The sequence below is a fragment of the uncultured Abyssibacter sp. genome (assembly GCF_964000955.1).
Lineage (GTDB): Bacteria > Pseudomonadota > Gammaproteobacteria > Nevskiales > OUC007 > Abyssibacter.
This window is the reverse complement of the sequence record NZ_CAXFCL010000160.1, coordinates 1-12,160: the sequence shown is the minus strand read 5'-3', so window position 1 is coordinate 12,160 and position 12,160 is coordinate 1. Positions and strand designations below refer to the sequence as shown.

The window sequence follows — 12,160 nt, the reverse complement described above, 5'->3', positions numbered from 1 at the left end:
TGGGCGACGCTGTGAAGCTGGCGCGGTTGCGGGGTCAGGCGATGCAGGCCGCGGTTCCGGCTGGCGAGGGTGCCATGGCCGCGGTGGTCGGACTGGATGACGACGCCGTACAGGCCCTGTGCGCGGAATATGCCCAAGGCGATGTGCTCGAGCCGGTGAACTTCAACGCGCCGGGTCAGGTCGTGATCGCCGGCCACGGTTCCGCGGTCGCCAGGGCCAGGGAGCATGCCAAGTCGCATGGAGCCCGGATGGTCGTGCCGCTGCCGGTCAGCGTGCCATCCCATTGTTCGTTGATGGGGCCAGCCGCCGAGGCGTTGGAACAGGCACTGGAGCAGATCGAATTGCGCAGCCCGGCCTGCCCGGTGGTGCACAACGTGACGGCGACGCCTGAGGACGATCTCGCGAGTATGCGCGCCAGGCTGACGGAACAGGTCAAGGCGCCCGTCCGCTGGGTGCAGTCGATCGAGTATCTCGCCGGGGCCGGCGGAGAATTGTTCCTCGAATGCGGCCCGGGCAAGGTGCTGACCGGTCTGATGCGGCGCATCGATCGATCATTGTCGGCTCACGCATTGGGAGATTGGAACGCTTTGCAGTCAGCTCTGAAGGACGTTGAGGAGGCAGTCACGTGAGCGAACACATGCTGAACGGACAGGTCGCACTGGTGACCGGTGCGTCGCGGGGAATCGGCGCCGCCATCGCCAGGGCGCTGGCGGAGCAGGGCGCGACCGTTGTCGGGACCGCGACCAGCGAATCCGGGGCCGCGAGGATTACCGAGTCACTCAAGCCCTGGTCCGGTAGCGGGGCGGTGCTGAACGTGACCGATGCCGACGCCTGCGAGGAACTCGTCAAGGCCGTCACCAAGGATCATGGACCGATCAGCCTGCTGGTCAATAACGCGGGCATCACCCGCGACAACATCTTTCTCCGGATGCGGGACAGCGATGTGCTCGACGTGCTGGATGCCAATCTGATGGGTGCGATTCGCCTGTCCCGGCTGGTGCTCAGGGGCATGATGAAGGCGCGTGCCGGCCGCATCGTCAACATCGGCTCTGTCGTCGGGTCCACCGGCAACGCCGGTCAGGTGAACTACGCGGCCAGCAAGGCCGGGCTGATCGGCGTGACCAAGTCGCTGGCTGCGGAAATCGGCTCGCGGGGGATTACCGTCAACGCCGTGGCGCCGGGATTCATCGAGACGGACATGACCAATGCACTCGATGCCGATACCCGCGAAAGCCTGCTGTCGGCCATTCCGCTGGGGCGTCTCGGAAAGCCGGAAGACATTGCCGAAGCGGTCTCATTCCTATGCGGACCGGGTGGCGCCTACATCACGGGTACGACCTTGCACGTGAATGGCGGTATGTTCATGCCCTAGAAGGACCAAGGATCGGTGTCGGCAAGGGCCTCAAACGGCTGTGCCGGCTCAGGCTAGCCGCGTAAAGCGGGTTCCCATACAATGGCGCGCCACGGCGCGATGACGCCGCGCTACAGCACTACTGAGGAGTTAGTTCGGATGAGCGGAATGGAAGATCGGGTCAAGAAAATCATTGCCGAGCAGCTAAGTGTCTCGGAAGAACAGATCACGCCCGAGGCCTCGTTCGTGGATGACTTGGGAGCTGACTCCCTGGATACGGTCGAACTCGTCATGGCTCTGGAAGAAGAGTTCGAGATCGATATCCCCGATGAAGAAGCCGAAAAAATTGTGACGTTCCAGCACGTCATTGACTACATCAAAGCCAACGCCCCCGACGCGAGCTGAACAGCTCGCGCCATCTCCCGGCGCTGAAGCGCCAGTTCATTTCGCCTAGCAGACGATTTCCATGAAACGACGTGTCGTTGTCACTGGAATGGGCGTCGTTTCACCGGTCGGTTCGACGGTGGAAGGTGCCTGGAAACGTGTCGTTGAAGGCCGCTCCGGCGTTCGAACCATCGACGCCTATGATGTCAGCCACTATCCGACCCGGTTCGCCGGGCTGGTCGAAGGCTTCGATGTCGACGCCTACCTGAGTTCTCGTGACCAGCGACGCACCGACGCATTCGTCCACTACGGCATTGCCGCCTCGCAGGACGCCGTGGCGCATTCCGGTCTGGACATCGCCGCCAATGCCGACCGGGTTGGCGTCAACGTGGGTTCCGGCATCGGTGGCATCGGAACGATCGAGCAGAACGCGGTGGTTCTGGAAAAGACACAGTCCATCAAGAAGATATCGCCGTTCTTTGTCCCGTCTTCGATCATCAACATGGTCTCGGGATACGTATCCATCCTGCTCGGTGCGCGGGGCCCGAATCTCGCTACGGTCTCAGCCTGCGCGACATCCGCGCACAGCATCGGCCTAGGTGCCCGGATGATCATGCACGGCGACGCCGATGCCATGATCGTGGGCGGTGCCGAGGCCGGGTCCAGTCCGATGGGGCTGGCGGGATTCTGCGCCGCCAGGGCGATGTCCACGCGCAACGATGCCCCGGAACAGGCCAGCCGGCCCTGGGATCGTGGTCGTGACGGCTTCGTGCTGGCCGACGGTGCCGCCGTCATCGTGATCGAGTCCGAGGAACACGCCAAGGCGCGCGGCGCGGAGATTCTCGCCGAGCTGGCGGGTTTCGGCATGAGTGGCGACGCCTACCATGTCACCCAGCCGGCCGAGGACGGCAACGGTGCCGCCCGCGCCATGCAGGCGGCCCTGGCGGATGCCGGCATCGGCGTTGATCAGGTCGATTACATCAACGCGCATGCGACCTCAACCAAGGTGGGCGATGTCGCGGAAACCCAGGCGATCAAGGGCGTCTTCGGCGAGCACGCCTACAAGATTCCCGTCAGCTCGACCAAGTCGGTCACCGGGCACCTGCTCGGCGCCGCCGGCGGCATCGAGTCGATCTTCGCCGTGATGGCCATCCGCGACGGCATTGTTCCTCCAACGATCAATCTCGAGGATCCCGACGACGGTTGCGACCTGGACTACGTGCCGACCACGGCGCGCGAACAGTCGGTCGATTGCGTGCTGTCGAACTCCTTCGGATTCGGCGGTACGAACGCCTCGCTGGTGTTTCGCCGCTACGCCTGATCCGGTTTCTTGAACTCGAAACGGTTGCGAATCCCCTGGGATTCGCCCTGTGATTTTCTTGCCCTGCACGCCAAACACCCCGCGTTTTTCCCGGGGTTGCTCGAAAGTGTGGCGCAGAGTTCCGGAACAGGGCGATTCGACATCCTGTTCGCGGCACCGGCCGAGCGGCTGGTGCTGGACCAGGAAGGGCTGAGCGGCCCGTTCTCCTCCTCGGCGGCGGGGTTCCTCGATGCGCTGGATGCCTGGGCGAATGACGCCCGAGCGCAGGACGCGCAGCATGCGGATCTTCCGTTCATCAGCGGATGGCTGATCTTCCTCGCTTACGAACTGCTGGCCGAGTGCGAGCCGCGGGTGCCGGTGTCACCGGATCCTTCCGGCTTGCCGGTGGCCTGCGCGCTGCGCTGCCAGGGCGCGGTTGTCCGTGAGCACGCCACGGGCCGGATCTGGATCGTTGCGGACGATTCCCGCTCGCTGAGCGACATCGAGCGTCGTCTGCAGGTCGCGTCGGCAGCGCTCCCGGTGGCGGAGCTTCCGCCGGTGGATGCCGTGGAGATCGAGGACGCCGCGCGGCTGAAGGAGTCGCTGGCGCGCATTCACGACTACATCCTGGCTGGCGACGTGTTCCAGGTGAACCTGTCCCGTGGCTGGTCCATCACGTACCAGCTGCCCCTGGAGCCCGCCGCGGTCTACCGCCGGTTGCGCGACAGCAACCCCGGGCCGTTCGCCGGTCTCTTCCGGCAGGACGATTGGGCGGTGATCAGTTCATCGCCCGAACGCCTGGTCAAGGTGGAGGACGGATGGATCGAAACACGTCCCATCGCCGGCACCCGGCGCCGGGACCTGGATGCGGATCGTGATGACGACCTGCAAGCCGAGTTGATGGCGCACCCGAAGGAGCGCGCCGAGCATGTGATGCTGATCGACCTGGAGCGCAACGATCTGGGTCGGCTCTGCGAGCCCGGTTCGGTGGAAGTGAATGACCTGATGGTGCTGGAGTCCTACGCTCATGTGCACCACATCGTCTCCAACGTGCGTGGTCGGCTGCGGCCGGGGATCAGCGCCGGACGCGGGATTGCCGCCACGTTTCCGGGCGGCACCATCACCGGCTGCCCCAAGGTGCGATGCATGGAGATCATCCAGGAGCTCGAGCCTGCCGGGCGAGGTGCGTACACCGGTGCACTGGGTTATCTGGACACGGATGGACGCATGGATCTGAACATCCTGATCCGAACCATCGTGACGCGGAACAACGAAGTCCGATTTCGCGCGGGCGCGGGCATTGTCGCCGACTCGGACAAGGACGCCGAAGTCCGCGAAATGCAGGCGAAGGCCAGAGGGCTGCTGCTGGCCCTGGGGCTCGACCCCGACCTGGGCGTGTCGTGACGACTTGCTGGGTCAATGGCGTCGAGAATGCTCAGGTGCCGGCTGACGACCGCGGTTTGCAGTTCGGCGACGGTGTGTTCCGGACCTGCCTGGTCTGGGATGGCCGTGTTCATGAACTCGAGATGCAACTGGATAGGCTGCACCGGGACGCGGATTTGCTGGGCATTCGAGTCGACAGCGACCGACTGCTGCCGGAGATCCAAACGGCGGCCGAGGCACTCGGCGAGGGCGTATTGAAGATCATGCTGACGCGTCTTCAAAGCGGTCGCGGCTACCGACCGCAGTGGCCGGCGGACGCGCGTCGCGTGCTGCTGACCGCGCCCCTCGCCGAACGCGAGGCGGGCTGCTGGAGTCGGGGCATCGGGGTGTGCCTGCTGGACCACCCCCGGGTGCAGGCGTCCCGGATTTCGGCGAGCAAGCACCTGAATCGCCTGGTGCAGGTGCTGGCGCAGCGGGCGGTTGACGCATCGGCCGCCGATGAAGCCGTACTGCTCAATGAGCAGGGGCGGGTCGCATCTGGCAGCATGTCCACGCTGTTTCTGGTTGACCACGCGAACGCGTTGCGGACCCCCGGAGTAGGCGAGGGGGCGCTGGACGGATGCACGAGGACCCTGGTGATGAATCAAGCCAACGCGCGGGGAGTGCCGGTGCGCGAAGGCGCGATCGCCCTCGACGACCTGGCGGCGGCGCAGGAAGTGTTTGTGGTGAATTCGCTGGTCGGCCTGTGGCCGGTTCGGCAGTTCAGCCACCCTGATCCGGGCACCGGCCAAATCGTGACCCGTCGGTACGATGTGCCCGGGCCGATGACCGCGGAGTGCGTGACGGCGCTGGCGCATCCATTGCTACAACGCATGCTGGCGGCGGGTGATCGATGCTGAGGGTGCTGAGCCTGACGTTCCTGGTCGCCGCCGCGGCGCTGGCGGTGCTGGCCTGGGATGTATCCGAGCGGTTGCGGGCGCCGCTGCCGATCGAATCACCTCAGATCGTTCAGTTCGAATCCGGCTCGTCGCTGTCCAGCCTGCTGCGCAAGCTGGAAGGGCGCGGGATTCTCGCGCCGGCCCGAACGACGCTTTATCTGCGCGTCTATGCACGTCTGCACGGCAGCGCGACGCAATTGCACGCCGGCGAGTACGCGCTCGAGCCTGGCATCACCGCACTGGGCCTGCTGGATCTGTTGGCCTCCGGCGATGTGCTGGAGTACAGCTTCACGATCATCGAGGGCTGGACGGTCCGCGAACTGCTGGCCGCGCTGCGTGCACAGGAGGCGATTCGCTGGACGCTGGGCGATCCCGCGCCAACGGCGGATACGCTGATGGCGACGCTGGATCTGGGTGATGCACATGCCGAAGGGCAGTTCCTTCCGGAGACTTACCGCTACGCTCGCGGCGCCAGTGATGTGAGCCTGCTGCACCGGGCTCATCGTGCAATGCGGCGCACACTGGATCAGGTGTGGGCACAACGGGTGGACGGGCTGCCGCTGAAATCGGCCTATGACGCGCTGATTCTCGCGTCCATCGTCGAGAAGGAAACGGGGCAGCCGTCGGAGCGGGGCCAGATTGCCGGCGTGTTCACCCGACGCCTGCAGAAGAACATGCGCCTGCAAACCGATCCGACCGTCATCTACGGCATCGGTGAGGCTTTTGATGGCGATATCCGGTTCCGCGACCTGCGCCGTGATACTCCGTACAACACCTACACCCGCGGTGGCTTGCCGCCGACGCCGATCTGCCTTCCCGGTCGTGCGGCTCTGGAGGCGGCGGTCAACCCGGCCGAGGGCAGCGCGCTTTACTTTGTTTCGCGCGGCGACGGTTCGCATGTGTTTTCCGATACGCTGGAAGCCCACAACGCGGCGGTCAGACGCTATCAGCTGAGACGATGATGAGAGGCCGATTCATTGTGCTCGACGGCGTGGAAGGCGCGGGCAAAAGCACCCAGATGCCGCGAATCGCCGACTGGATTCGCAAGCGCCACGGTGAGCCGGTCACGACCCGGGAGCCGGGCGGCACCCCGCTTGCCGAGCAGATTCGCGCACTGACGCTGGCGGATCAGGACGAACCGCTGCCACCGATGGCCGAATTGCTGATGATGTTCGCCGCCCGCTCGGTGCATCTGGAGAATCTGGTCGCGCCCGCGCTGGATCGCGGCCAGTGGGTGCTCTGTGACCGCTTCGTGGACTCCAGCTATGCCTACCAGGGTGCGGGGCAGGGCGGCCGTGACGAGCCGATCGCCTGGCTGGAAGCGCAGATCGTCGCGGCGCGTCAGCCGGACCTGGTGTTCATCTTTGACCTGCCGGTCGAGCGCGTCATGGAACGTGTACGCCAGCGGCAGGCCATGGACCGGTTTGACCGCGCGGATACCGGATTTCTGCAACGCGTCCGCGACGCCTATCTGCGTCGGGCCGCCGCGGACAGCTCACGCTATTGCGTGATCGACGGGGCGCAACCCGTCGATGTCGTGTCCCGTGTCATCATCGAGCATCTGGAGGCACGATTTGCTTGAGCATGGGCCGCTACCCGGTTGGCAGACAAAGCGTTTTCAACGGCTGAGCGCGCGGCTGTCCGCCGGCACGTTTCCGTCCGCGTTGTTGCTGACAGGCTCCGAAGGCGTCGGCAAGCGTCGGCTCGGAGATGCGCTCGTGCGGGCGGTTTACTGTGAGCAGCGTGGCGATTCCGACCCGGCCTGCGGGCAGTGCGGCGGGTGCCGGCAACTGGCAGCGGGCAGCCATCCGGATCTGGTGATCTGTGAGCCGGAGGAGGGGAAGCAGTCGATCACGGTCGACGTGATCCGGGAATTCTCTCGTAAGCTTTATCTGACGCCGCAAACGGCGGCTGGTCGTGTCGGCTACATGCCGCGCGCGGACCTGATGAACGTCAATGCCGCCAATGCGCTGCTGAAGACCCTGGAGGAACCACCATCCACCGCGCATCTCATCCTGATCGCGGACCGGCCGGCCCATCTGCCGGCGACCATCCGTAGCCGCTGTGAGCAGGTGAGGGCGGTGGTGGAATCCCCCGATGAGGCCGAGGCCTGGCTGGAGGAACAATTCCCGGATCTGTCCCCGGCGTTGCGGCAGCGTCTGGTCATGCAGCCGCTGCTGGCGGAATCCGCTCAGCGCCACGCCCAGCAGGAGAGCGAGATTCGCCGGCAGCTGGATATGGTCTGGTCGCAGCAGCGTGATCCCGTACTGGCCGCTGGTGAGCTTGATGACGAGCTGCTGCCTCGTGTCGGCCGCGTCATCCACAGCTGCATTGCCGATCAATTCAGGCTGCAGATGAAACAGGGCGCGTCGACCCGGGGCCGGCTGGCGATGCAGCGATTGGTCGACGCCAATGCGGCGGCGCTACACTTGAGTCAGACCAGCCAGGCGAACCTGCGTCTGCTGGCGGAAACCCAGCTGATCGAGTGGGCTCGTACCGGCCGACTGCTGACGCAGAACTAGCCGGTTACTGCATGAAGAAGACAGAGAGCGAAAACGCATGAGCGCAAGACCCGGGGGGCAACCAGGAATCCTGACCTTGTCGATCAAGGACAAGGCCGCGCTATATGTCGCGTACATGCCCTTCATCAAGAACGGCGGTTTGTTCATTCCCACGGCCAAGGACTACGTCATTGGCGACGAGGTGTTCATTTTGCTGACGCTGTCGGAATCGAACGAACGCTTGCCGGTTGCCGGCAAGGTGGTCTGGATTACGCCGAAAGGTGCCGCAAACAAGCGACAGCAGGGTATCGGCGTGCAGTTCAGCGATCAGGATGGTGGGCAAACGCAGCGCAAGATCGAGACCTATCTGGCCGGTGCGCTGTCCAGCGACAAGGCCACCAGCACGATGTAGCGTGCCCCGGATATCGGGCTAGCCAAGATTCACGTCGCGGCTGTCCAGCACCCGCACGTCGAAACCCTTCTGGGTCATGATGAAGGCAGCCACCGAGCTGCGCCGGCCGGAATCGCAATACACGACATAAGGCTTGTTGGCGGCGAGGCCGGCGAGCTTCATGCGTAGCAAGTAAAGGGGCAGGTTGCGAGCACCTTCGATGTGCCGAAGCTTGTACTCGCTGGGCAGACGGACGTCGATCAGCTCCGCACCCTCGGTGTTCACCAGATCGTCCGCGACCTCCCGGGAAATCTGTCGCGTGATCGACTGATGAAGAAGGCTGCGAAAATCCTCTTTCGACAGGCGCAGCAGGGTGCCGGCGGACATCATCGTCACCGTGGCATTACGTGTACTGTCGGCGATCAGCGCTTCCTCGCCGAAACTCATGCCCGGACCCAATTCGGCCAGCCGAATCGGCTTCGGGTGAGTTGGCGATTCACGCGTGACCAGGCAGTGGCCTCGATCAATGACGTAGAAATAGTCACCGGCATCGCCTTGCTGAACCACGACGTGGTTGGCTGGAACGTCGATGCTCTCCAGGCGCATGAACAGCGTCTGGAGATTGCCCGCGGGAATCATCTGGAACGCGGGCAGTTGCAGCAGCCGCGTCATCCAGTCATCCGTGTCCGTTGCTGCCGTGCCTGGCGTCAGTTCGTGCACCTCGAACGAACCCGTCTGGTCCCAGGTGAGCAGCACGTCCAGCAGACTGTTGTCGATGCCGATCACGGTCACCGGGCCCAGGCATCGGGCCGATACGCTGCGGGGAATCTGATGGGCAATGCGATGCTTGGCGACTTCGCTGCCGGCCTGGATGCGCTTAAGCGCCTTGCCGGTTTCATCTTCCAGCGCAACTTCACCGCTGATCAGGTAGAGGCTCTCGGTGTTGAGGTCGCCAGCGTGAAACAGGAACTCGCCGGACTTCAACGGCCGAGGCTGGGACTGCTTGAAGAGATCACGCTGGTTTTCCGGTCTCAAGCCACTGATCGGTACCAGTGCAGCGAAATCTTCGAAGCGAAGCGCCTCGGGCATCCAAGTGTCTCCAGACGTGCTGACGATATGACGGGAAAGATAGCACGGTGTCCGCCTGAAACACGCGCTTCGCGGCATCCGCAACTGCGCATAATGTATATTATGTAAAGTAATGTATCGGGCGGCACGGCGATGGTTCGCGTGGTCACGCCAGAGCCCCTCTTCAGCCGGTGTTTCATGAGTCATGCCCCGGGTTTGGGTGTTTACACGGTTTTCAATCGTGTTTCGTTCAGGTTTTGTTCAGGGCGCATGGCGGGAGTCGCCGTTTGGGGCTTCTCGAGTATCGGTGCGCCCGGTTTTCCAACACGCTTTGGGTTGTTTCGTCGTGCTACCGGAACCCTGTCACGGAATCCCATGGTTGTTCACCCGTTAACAGAGTTGAAATATTAAATAAATGTTTTATGATGCGTCTGCTTTTTTGCACAGAACCGGAGAAAGGAAGCATGAAAAAAAGCGAAGAGATTCTAGAAAAGATTCGCGAACTGGAACAGCAAGCCGAGCAAGCACGCAAAGAAGAACTGAGCGACGCGATCGCGAAAATCCGTCAGATCATGAGCGACAATGGAATCACCATTGCCGATCTGGATGGTCGTCGGAGTGGTCGCAAGAGCGGCAGCAATGGCAGCGGCAAAAAGCGTCCGCCGAAGTTTCGGGATCCCGCGACCGGGAATACCTGGGCTGGTGTCGGCCGTGCTCCGAAATGGATCGTGGAAGCCGAAGCGGCTGGAAAGTCCCGCGACGATTTTCGGATCTGATCCGCAGTCAGCAGAACGCTTGCTTGTCTGACGCCAACCGCCTTCAGGCAAGCAGGCACAAAAAAGCCGAGGCGCGTTGCACCTCGGCTTTTTTAATGGCTCACGACAATGTCGCCGCCGTATTTGGTGCCGACGCCCGGAGTCGAACCGGGACACCTCTCGGTACTGCCCCCTCAAGACAGCGCGTCTACCAATTCCGCCACGTCGGCATGAGAATGAGACGCTGATTGACGTTTGTCCGGCCAGCGTCTCCGAGGGCGGCGAATTGTAGTAATCCGCCGTTCAAAAGAAAAGCGCTACTCGGGAATCTCCTCGGAGGGCTCTTCCGCTGCCGGCGCCGGTTCTTCGGGAACGCTCTCGGTTGCGGGCGCTTCCTGCGAAACGCGGTCGACCACGCTGCTCGATTCGTGACGCTGGCTGACCAGATAAGCCAGGGACAGGCTGACCGCGAAAAACAGCGCCGCGGACACGGCCGTCGCGCGCGACAGGAAGTTCGCGGAGCCCCGGGCTCCGAAGACCGTACCGGAGGCGCCACTGCCGAAGGCGGCGCCGGCTTCGGCGCCCTTGCCCTGCTGCAGGAAGACGAGACCGATAATACTCAACGCCAGGATCACCTGGACGACGACCAAAACTGTATACATGATTGAATTGCGTGATCAGGATGCAGCGGATGCGATGCCGAGAAAGTCCTCTGCCTTCAGAGACGCCCCGCCAATTAACCCGCCATCCACATCGGATTGAGCAAAGAGTTCCGGCGCGTTGCCGGGCTTGACACTGCCTCCGTAAAGAATCGGAAGCACGGCGGCAATTGTAGCATTTTGGAGGGCAACCTGTTCCCGCAGAAAGGCGTGAGCGGACTGGGCCTGTTCCGGGGTGGCCGTCTTGCCGGTTCCGATGGCCCAGACCGGCTCATACGCGACGATGGCGTCCTGCAAGGTCTCGACGCCGTGCATGTCGATGACGGCGCTCAGCTGCGCTTTCAGCACGGCTTCCATCTGGCCCGATTCACGTTCTTCCAGCGTTTCGCCAACGCAGAGAATCGGAACCAGCCCGGCGTCATGAGCCATGCCGAACTTCCTGGCCACGGTTTCGTTGGATTCCCCGTAAAGGCTGCGCCGCTCGGAATGTCCGACGATTGCGTACCAGCAGCCAATGTCGCGCAGCATCGTGCCGCTGACTTCGCCGGTGAACGCGCCGGATTCGGCCTGGTCGGCCAGGTTCTGTCCGCCTACGTGGATTTCGGAATCCCCGAGCGTGCGAACCACCGCATCCAGATAAGGAAACGGCGGGCAGAGAATGAGTTTCGCCTTGGAGTGCTTTGCGCCCGCCGCGATTTCCTCGGTGAGGTTTTCAGCCATTGCGAGCGAGCCGTTCATTTTCCAGTTGCCGGCAACAATCGTGGGTCGAGTCATGGATTCATCTGTCCTTGCTGGTATTCAATTCGGTATGGGTTTCAGGCCGCGCTTGCGTCGCGGACCGCCTGAGCAATGTGTTCGGCGTGATGCTTGACCGAGGTGCCATCCTCCCCTTCCACCATCACCCGGATCACGGGTTCCGTACCGGATGGCCGCAGCAGGACGCGTCCGGCGTTTTTCAATTCGGACTCCACCTCGCGTTTGGCCGCCTGTACGGTCGCTGTATTCAGAATACTCGTCGCGTCACCATTTTCGAGTCGGACATTCACCAGCAACTGCGGGTAAAGGTGAATCGGCTCGATCAATTCCTCGAGGCTGCGGCCCGAGTTCGTGATTACTGCGAGCACCTGCAACGCCGTGACAATGCCATCGCCGGTGCTCGTACGGTCCAGGCAGATCACGTGTCCGGATGATTCGCCGCCGATCAACCCGTCGTGGGCGACGAGTTGCTCCATCACGTACCGATCTCCGACCTTGGCGCGCACGAACGGGATCCCCTGCTCTTCCAGCGCCTGCTCCACACCGAGATTGCTCATCAGGGTGCCGACCACCGGGCCACGGAGCTTGCCGCGTTGCTTGCGTGACGCGGCGATGATGTAGACCAGCTGGTCACCATCGACCACCTGGCCGTCGCGCGTCACCATCATGCAGCG

14 protein-coding genes, 1 tRNA gene and 1 pseudogene are annotated in these 12,160 nt (G+C 63.2%); 11 read left to right on the top strand and 5 right to left on the bottom strand.

Annotated elements, in window-relative coordinates; genetic code table 11:
- The 10 genes from ABNS06_RS07720 to ABNS06_RS07675 form a co-directional block, all read left to right on the top strand.
- The coding region (locus ABNS06_RS07720; protein ID WP_348673666.1) for an ACP S-malonyltransferase at nt 1-629 on the top strand (629 nt) is incomplete at its 5' end.
- The gene (gene fabG / locus ABNS06_RS07715; RefSeq protein WP_348673664.1) at nt 626-1,372 is read left to right on the top strand and encodes a 3-oxoacyl-ACP reductase FabG; all 747 of its coding nucleotides are present in this window, start codon (nt 626-628) and stop codon (nt 1,370-1,372) included. The genes ABNS06_RS07720 and fabG, both read left to right, overlap by 4 nt.
- Nucleotides 1,373-1,510: 138 nt before the next feature.
- Entirely contained in the window at nt 1,511-1,756 is a 246-nt protein-coding gene (gene acpP, locus ABNS06_RS07710; protein WP_348673670.1) for an acyl carrier protein, read from the top strand.
- Between the two features lie 61 nt (nt 1,757-1,817).
- Nucleotides 1,818-3,056 carry a beta-ketoacyl-ACP synthase II gene (gene fabF, locus ABNS06_RS07705; protein WP_348673663.1) on the top strand — a complete coding sequence of 413 codons (1,239 nt, stop codon included), beginning with the start codon at nt 1,818-1,820 and terminating at the stop codon, nt 3,054-3,056.
- 9 nt (nt 3,057-3,065) lie between these two features.
- On the top strand, nt 3,066-4,439 hold the full coding sequence (locus tag ABNS06_RS07700; RefSeq protein ID WP_348673662.1) for an aminodeoxychorismate synthase component I: 1,374 nt from the start codon (nt 3,066-3,068) through the stop codon (nt 4,437-4,439).
- Complete coding sequence (gene pabC, locus ABNS06_RS07695) at nt 4,436-5,317, top strand: aminodeoxychorismate lyase (protein ID WP_348673660.1); 882 nt, start codon at nt 4,436-4,438, stop codon at nt 5,315-5,317. Before ABNS06_RS07700 ends, pabC begins: the two co-directional genes overlap by 4 nt.
- Nucleotides 5,311-6,318 carry an endolytic transglycosylase MltG gene (gene mltG, locus ABNS06_RS07690; protein WP_348673658.1) on the top strand — a complete coding sequence of 336 codons (1,008 nt, stop codon included), beginning with the start codon at nt 5,311-5,313 and terminating at the stop codon, nt 6,316-6,318. The genes pabC and mltG overlap by 7 nt, the downstream gene beginning before the upstream one ends.
- Nucleotides 6,318-6,938 (top strand): dTMP kinase, encoded by a 621-nt coding sequence (gene tmk / locus ABNS06_RS07685; protein WP_348673657.1) that lies wholly within the window; start codon nt 6,318-6,320, stop codon nt 6,936-6,938. Before mltG ends, tmk begins: the two co-directional genes overlap by 1 nt.
- Nucleotides 6,889-7,878 carry a DNA polymerase III subunit delta' gene (locus ABNS06_RS07680; RefSeq protein WP_348673655.1) on the top strand — a complete coding sequence of 330 codons (990 nt, stop codon included), beginning with the start codon at nt 6,889-6,891 and terminating at the stop codon, nt 7,876-7,878. Before tmk ends, ABNS06_RS07680 begins: the two co-directional genes overlap by 50 nt.
- Before the next feature lie 37 nt (nt 7,879-7,915).
- Nucleotides 7,916-8,269: a PilZ domain-containing protein gene (locus ABNS06_RS07675; protein WP_348673654.1), complete on the top strand. Its 354-nt coding sequence runs from the start codon at nt 7,916-7,918 to the stop codon at nt 8,267-8,269.
- Nucleotides 8,270-8,287: 18 nt separating this feature from the next.
- On the opposite strand, the gene ABNS06_RS07670 is transcribed toward ABNS06_RS07675, so the two are convergent.
- Complete coding sequence (locus ABNS06_RS07670) at nt 8,288-9,337, bottom strand: cyclic nucleotide-binding domain-containing protein (RefSeq protein ID WP_348673653.1); 1,050 nt, start codon at nt 9,335-9,337, stop codon at nt 8,288-8,290.
- A 443-nt stretch (nt 9,338-9,780) separates the two neighbouring features.
- On the opposite strand from ABNS06_RS07670, the gene ABNS06_RS07665 reads away from it, so the two are divergent.
- Nucleotides 9,781-10,092 carry an H-NS histone family protein gene (locus ABNS06_RS07665; RefSeq protein WP_348673652.1) on the top strand — a complete coding sequence of 104 codons (312 nt, stop codon included), beginning with the start codon at nt 9,781-9,783 and terminating at the stop codon, nt 10,090-10,092.
- A gap of 124 nt (nt 10,093-10,216) precedes the next feature.
- Here the strand turns inward: ABNS06_RS07665 and ABNS06_RS07660 are convergent.
- The 4 genes and pseudogenes from ABNS06_RS07660 to glmM form a co-directional block, all read right to left on the bottom strand.
- Nucleotides 10,217-10,301: transfer RNA gene (locus tag ABNS06_RS07660), tRNA-Leu, on the bottom strand.
- Between the two features lie 87 nt (nt 10,302-10,388).
- On the bottom strand, nt 10,389-10,736 hold the full coding sequence (secG, locus tag ABNS06_RS07655) for a preprotein translocase subunit SecG (protein WP_348673668.1): 348 nt from the start codon (nt 10,734-10,736) through the stop codon (nt 10,389-10,391).
- A 12-nt stretch (nt 10,737-10,748) separates the two neighbouring features.
- Nucleotides 10,749-11,504 (bottom strand): triose-phosphate isomerase, encoded by a 756-nt coding sequence (gene tpiA / locus ABNS06_RS07650; RefSeq protein WP_348673650.1) that lies wholly within the window; start codon nt 11,502-11,504, stop codon nt 10,749-10,751.
- A 41-nt stretch (nt 11,505-11,545) separates the two neighbouring features.
- Nucleotides 11,546-12,160 (bottom strand): annotated as a pseudogene (gene glmM, locus ABNS06_RS07645) (phosphoglucosamine mutase); the annotation flags it as partial.

What these genes read in the sequence shown, in the direction of transcription:
- tpiA (WP_348673650.1), bottom strand. Translation starts at nt 11,504, where the DNA reads ATGACTCGACCCACGATTGTTGCCGGCAACTGGAAAATGAACGGCTCG.
- ABNS06_RS07665 (WP_348673652.1), top strand. Translation starts at nt 9,781, where the DNA reads ATGAAAAAAAGCGAAGAGATTCTAGAAAAGATTCGCGAACTGGAACAG.
- ABNS06_RS07680 (WP_348673655.1), top strand. Translation starts at nt 6,889, where the DNA reads ATGTCGTGTCCCGTGTCATCATCGAGCATCTGGAGGCACGATTTGCTT.
- ABNS06_RS07670 (WP_348673653.1), bottom strand. Translation starts at nt 9,337, where the DNA reads ATGCCCGAGGCGCTTCGCTTCGAAGATTTCGCTGCACTGGTACCGATC.
- fabF (WP_348673663.1), top strand. Translation starts at nt 1,818, where the DNA reads ATGAAACGACGTGTCGTTGTCACTGGAATGGGCGTCGTTTCACCGGTC.
- mltG (WP_348673658.1), top strand. Translation starts at nt 5,311, where the DNA reads ATGCTGAGGGTGCTGAGCCTGACGTTCCTGGTCGCCGCCGCGGCGCTG.
- tmk (WP_348673657.1), top strand. Translation starts at nt 6,318, where the DNA reads ATGAGAGGCCGATTCATTGTGCTCGACGGCGTGGAAGGCGCGGGCAAA.
- acpP (WP_348673670.1), top strand. Translation starts at nt 1,511, where the DNA reads ATGAGCGGAATGGAAGATCGGGTCAAGAAAATCATTGCCGAGCAGCTA.
- ABNS06_RS07675 (WP_348673654.1), top strand. Translation starts at nt 7,916, where the DNA reads ATGAGCGCAAGACCCGGGGGGCAACCAGGAATCCTGACCTTGTCGATC.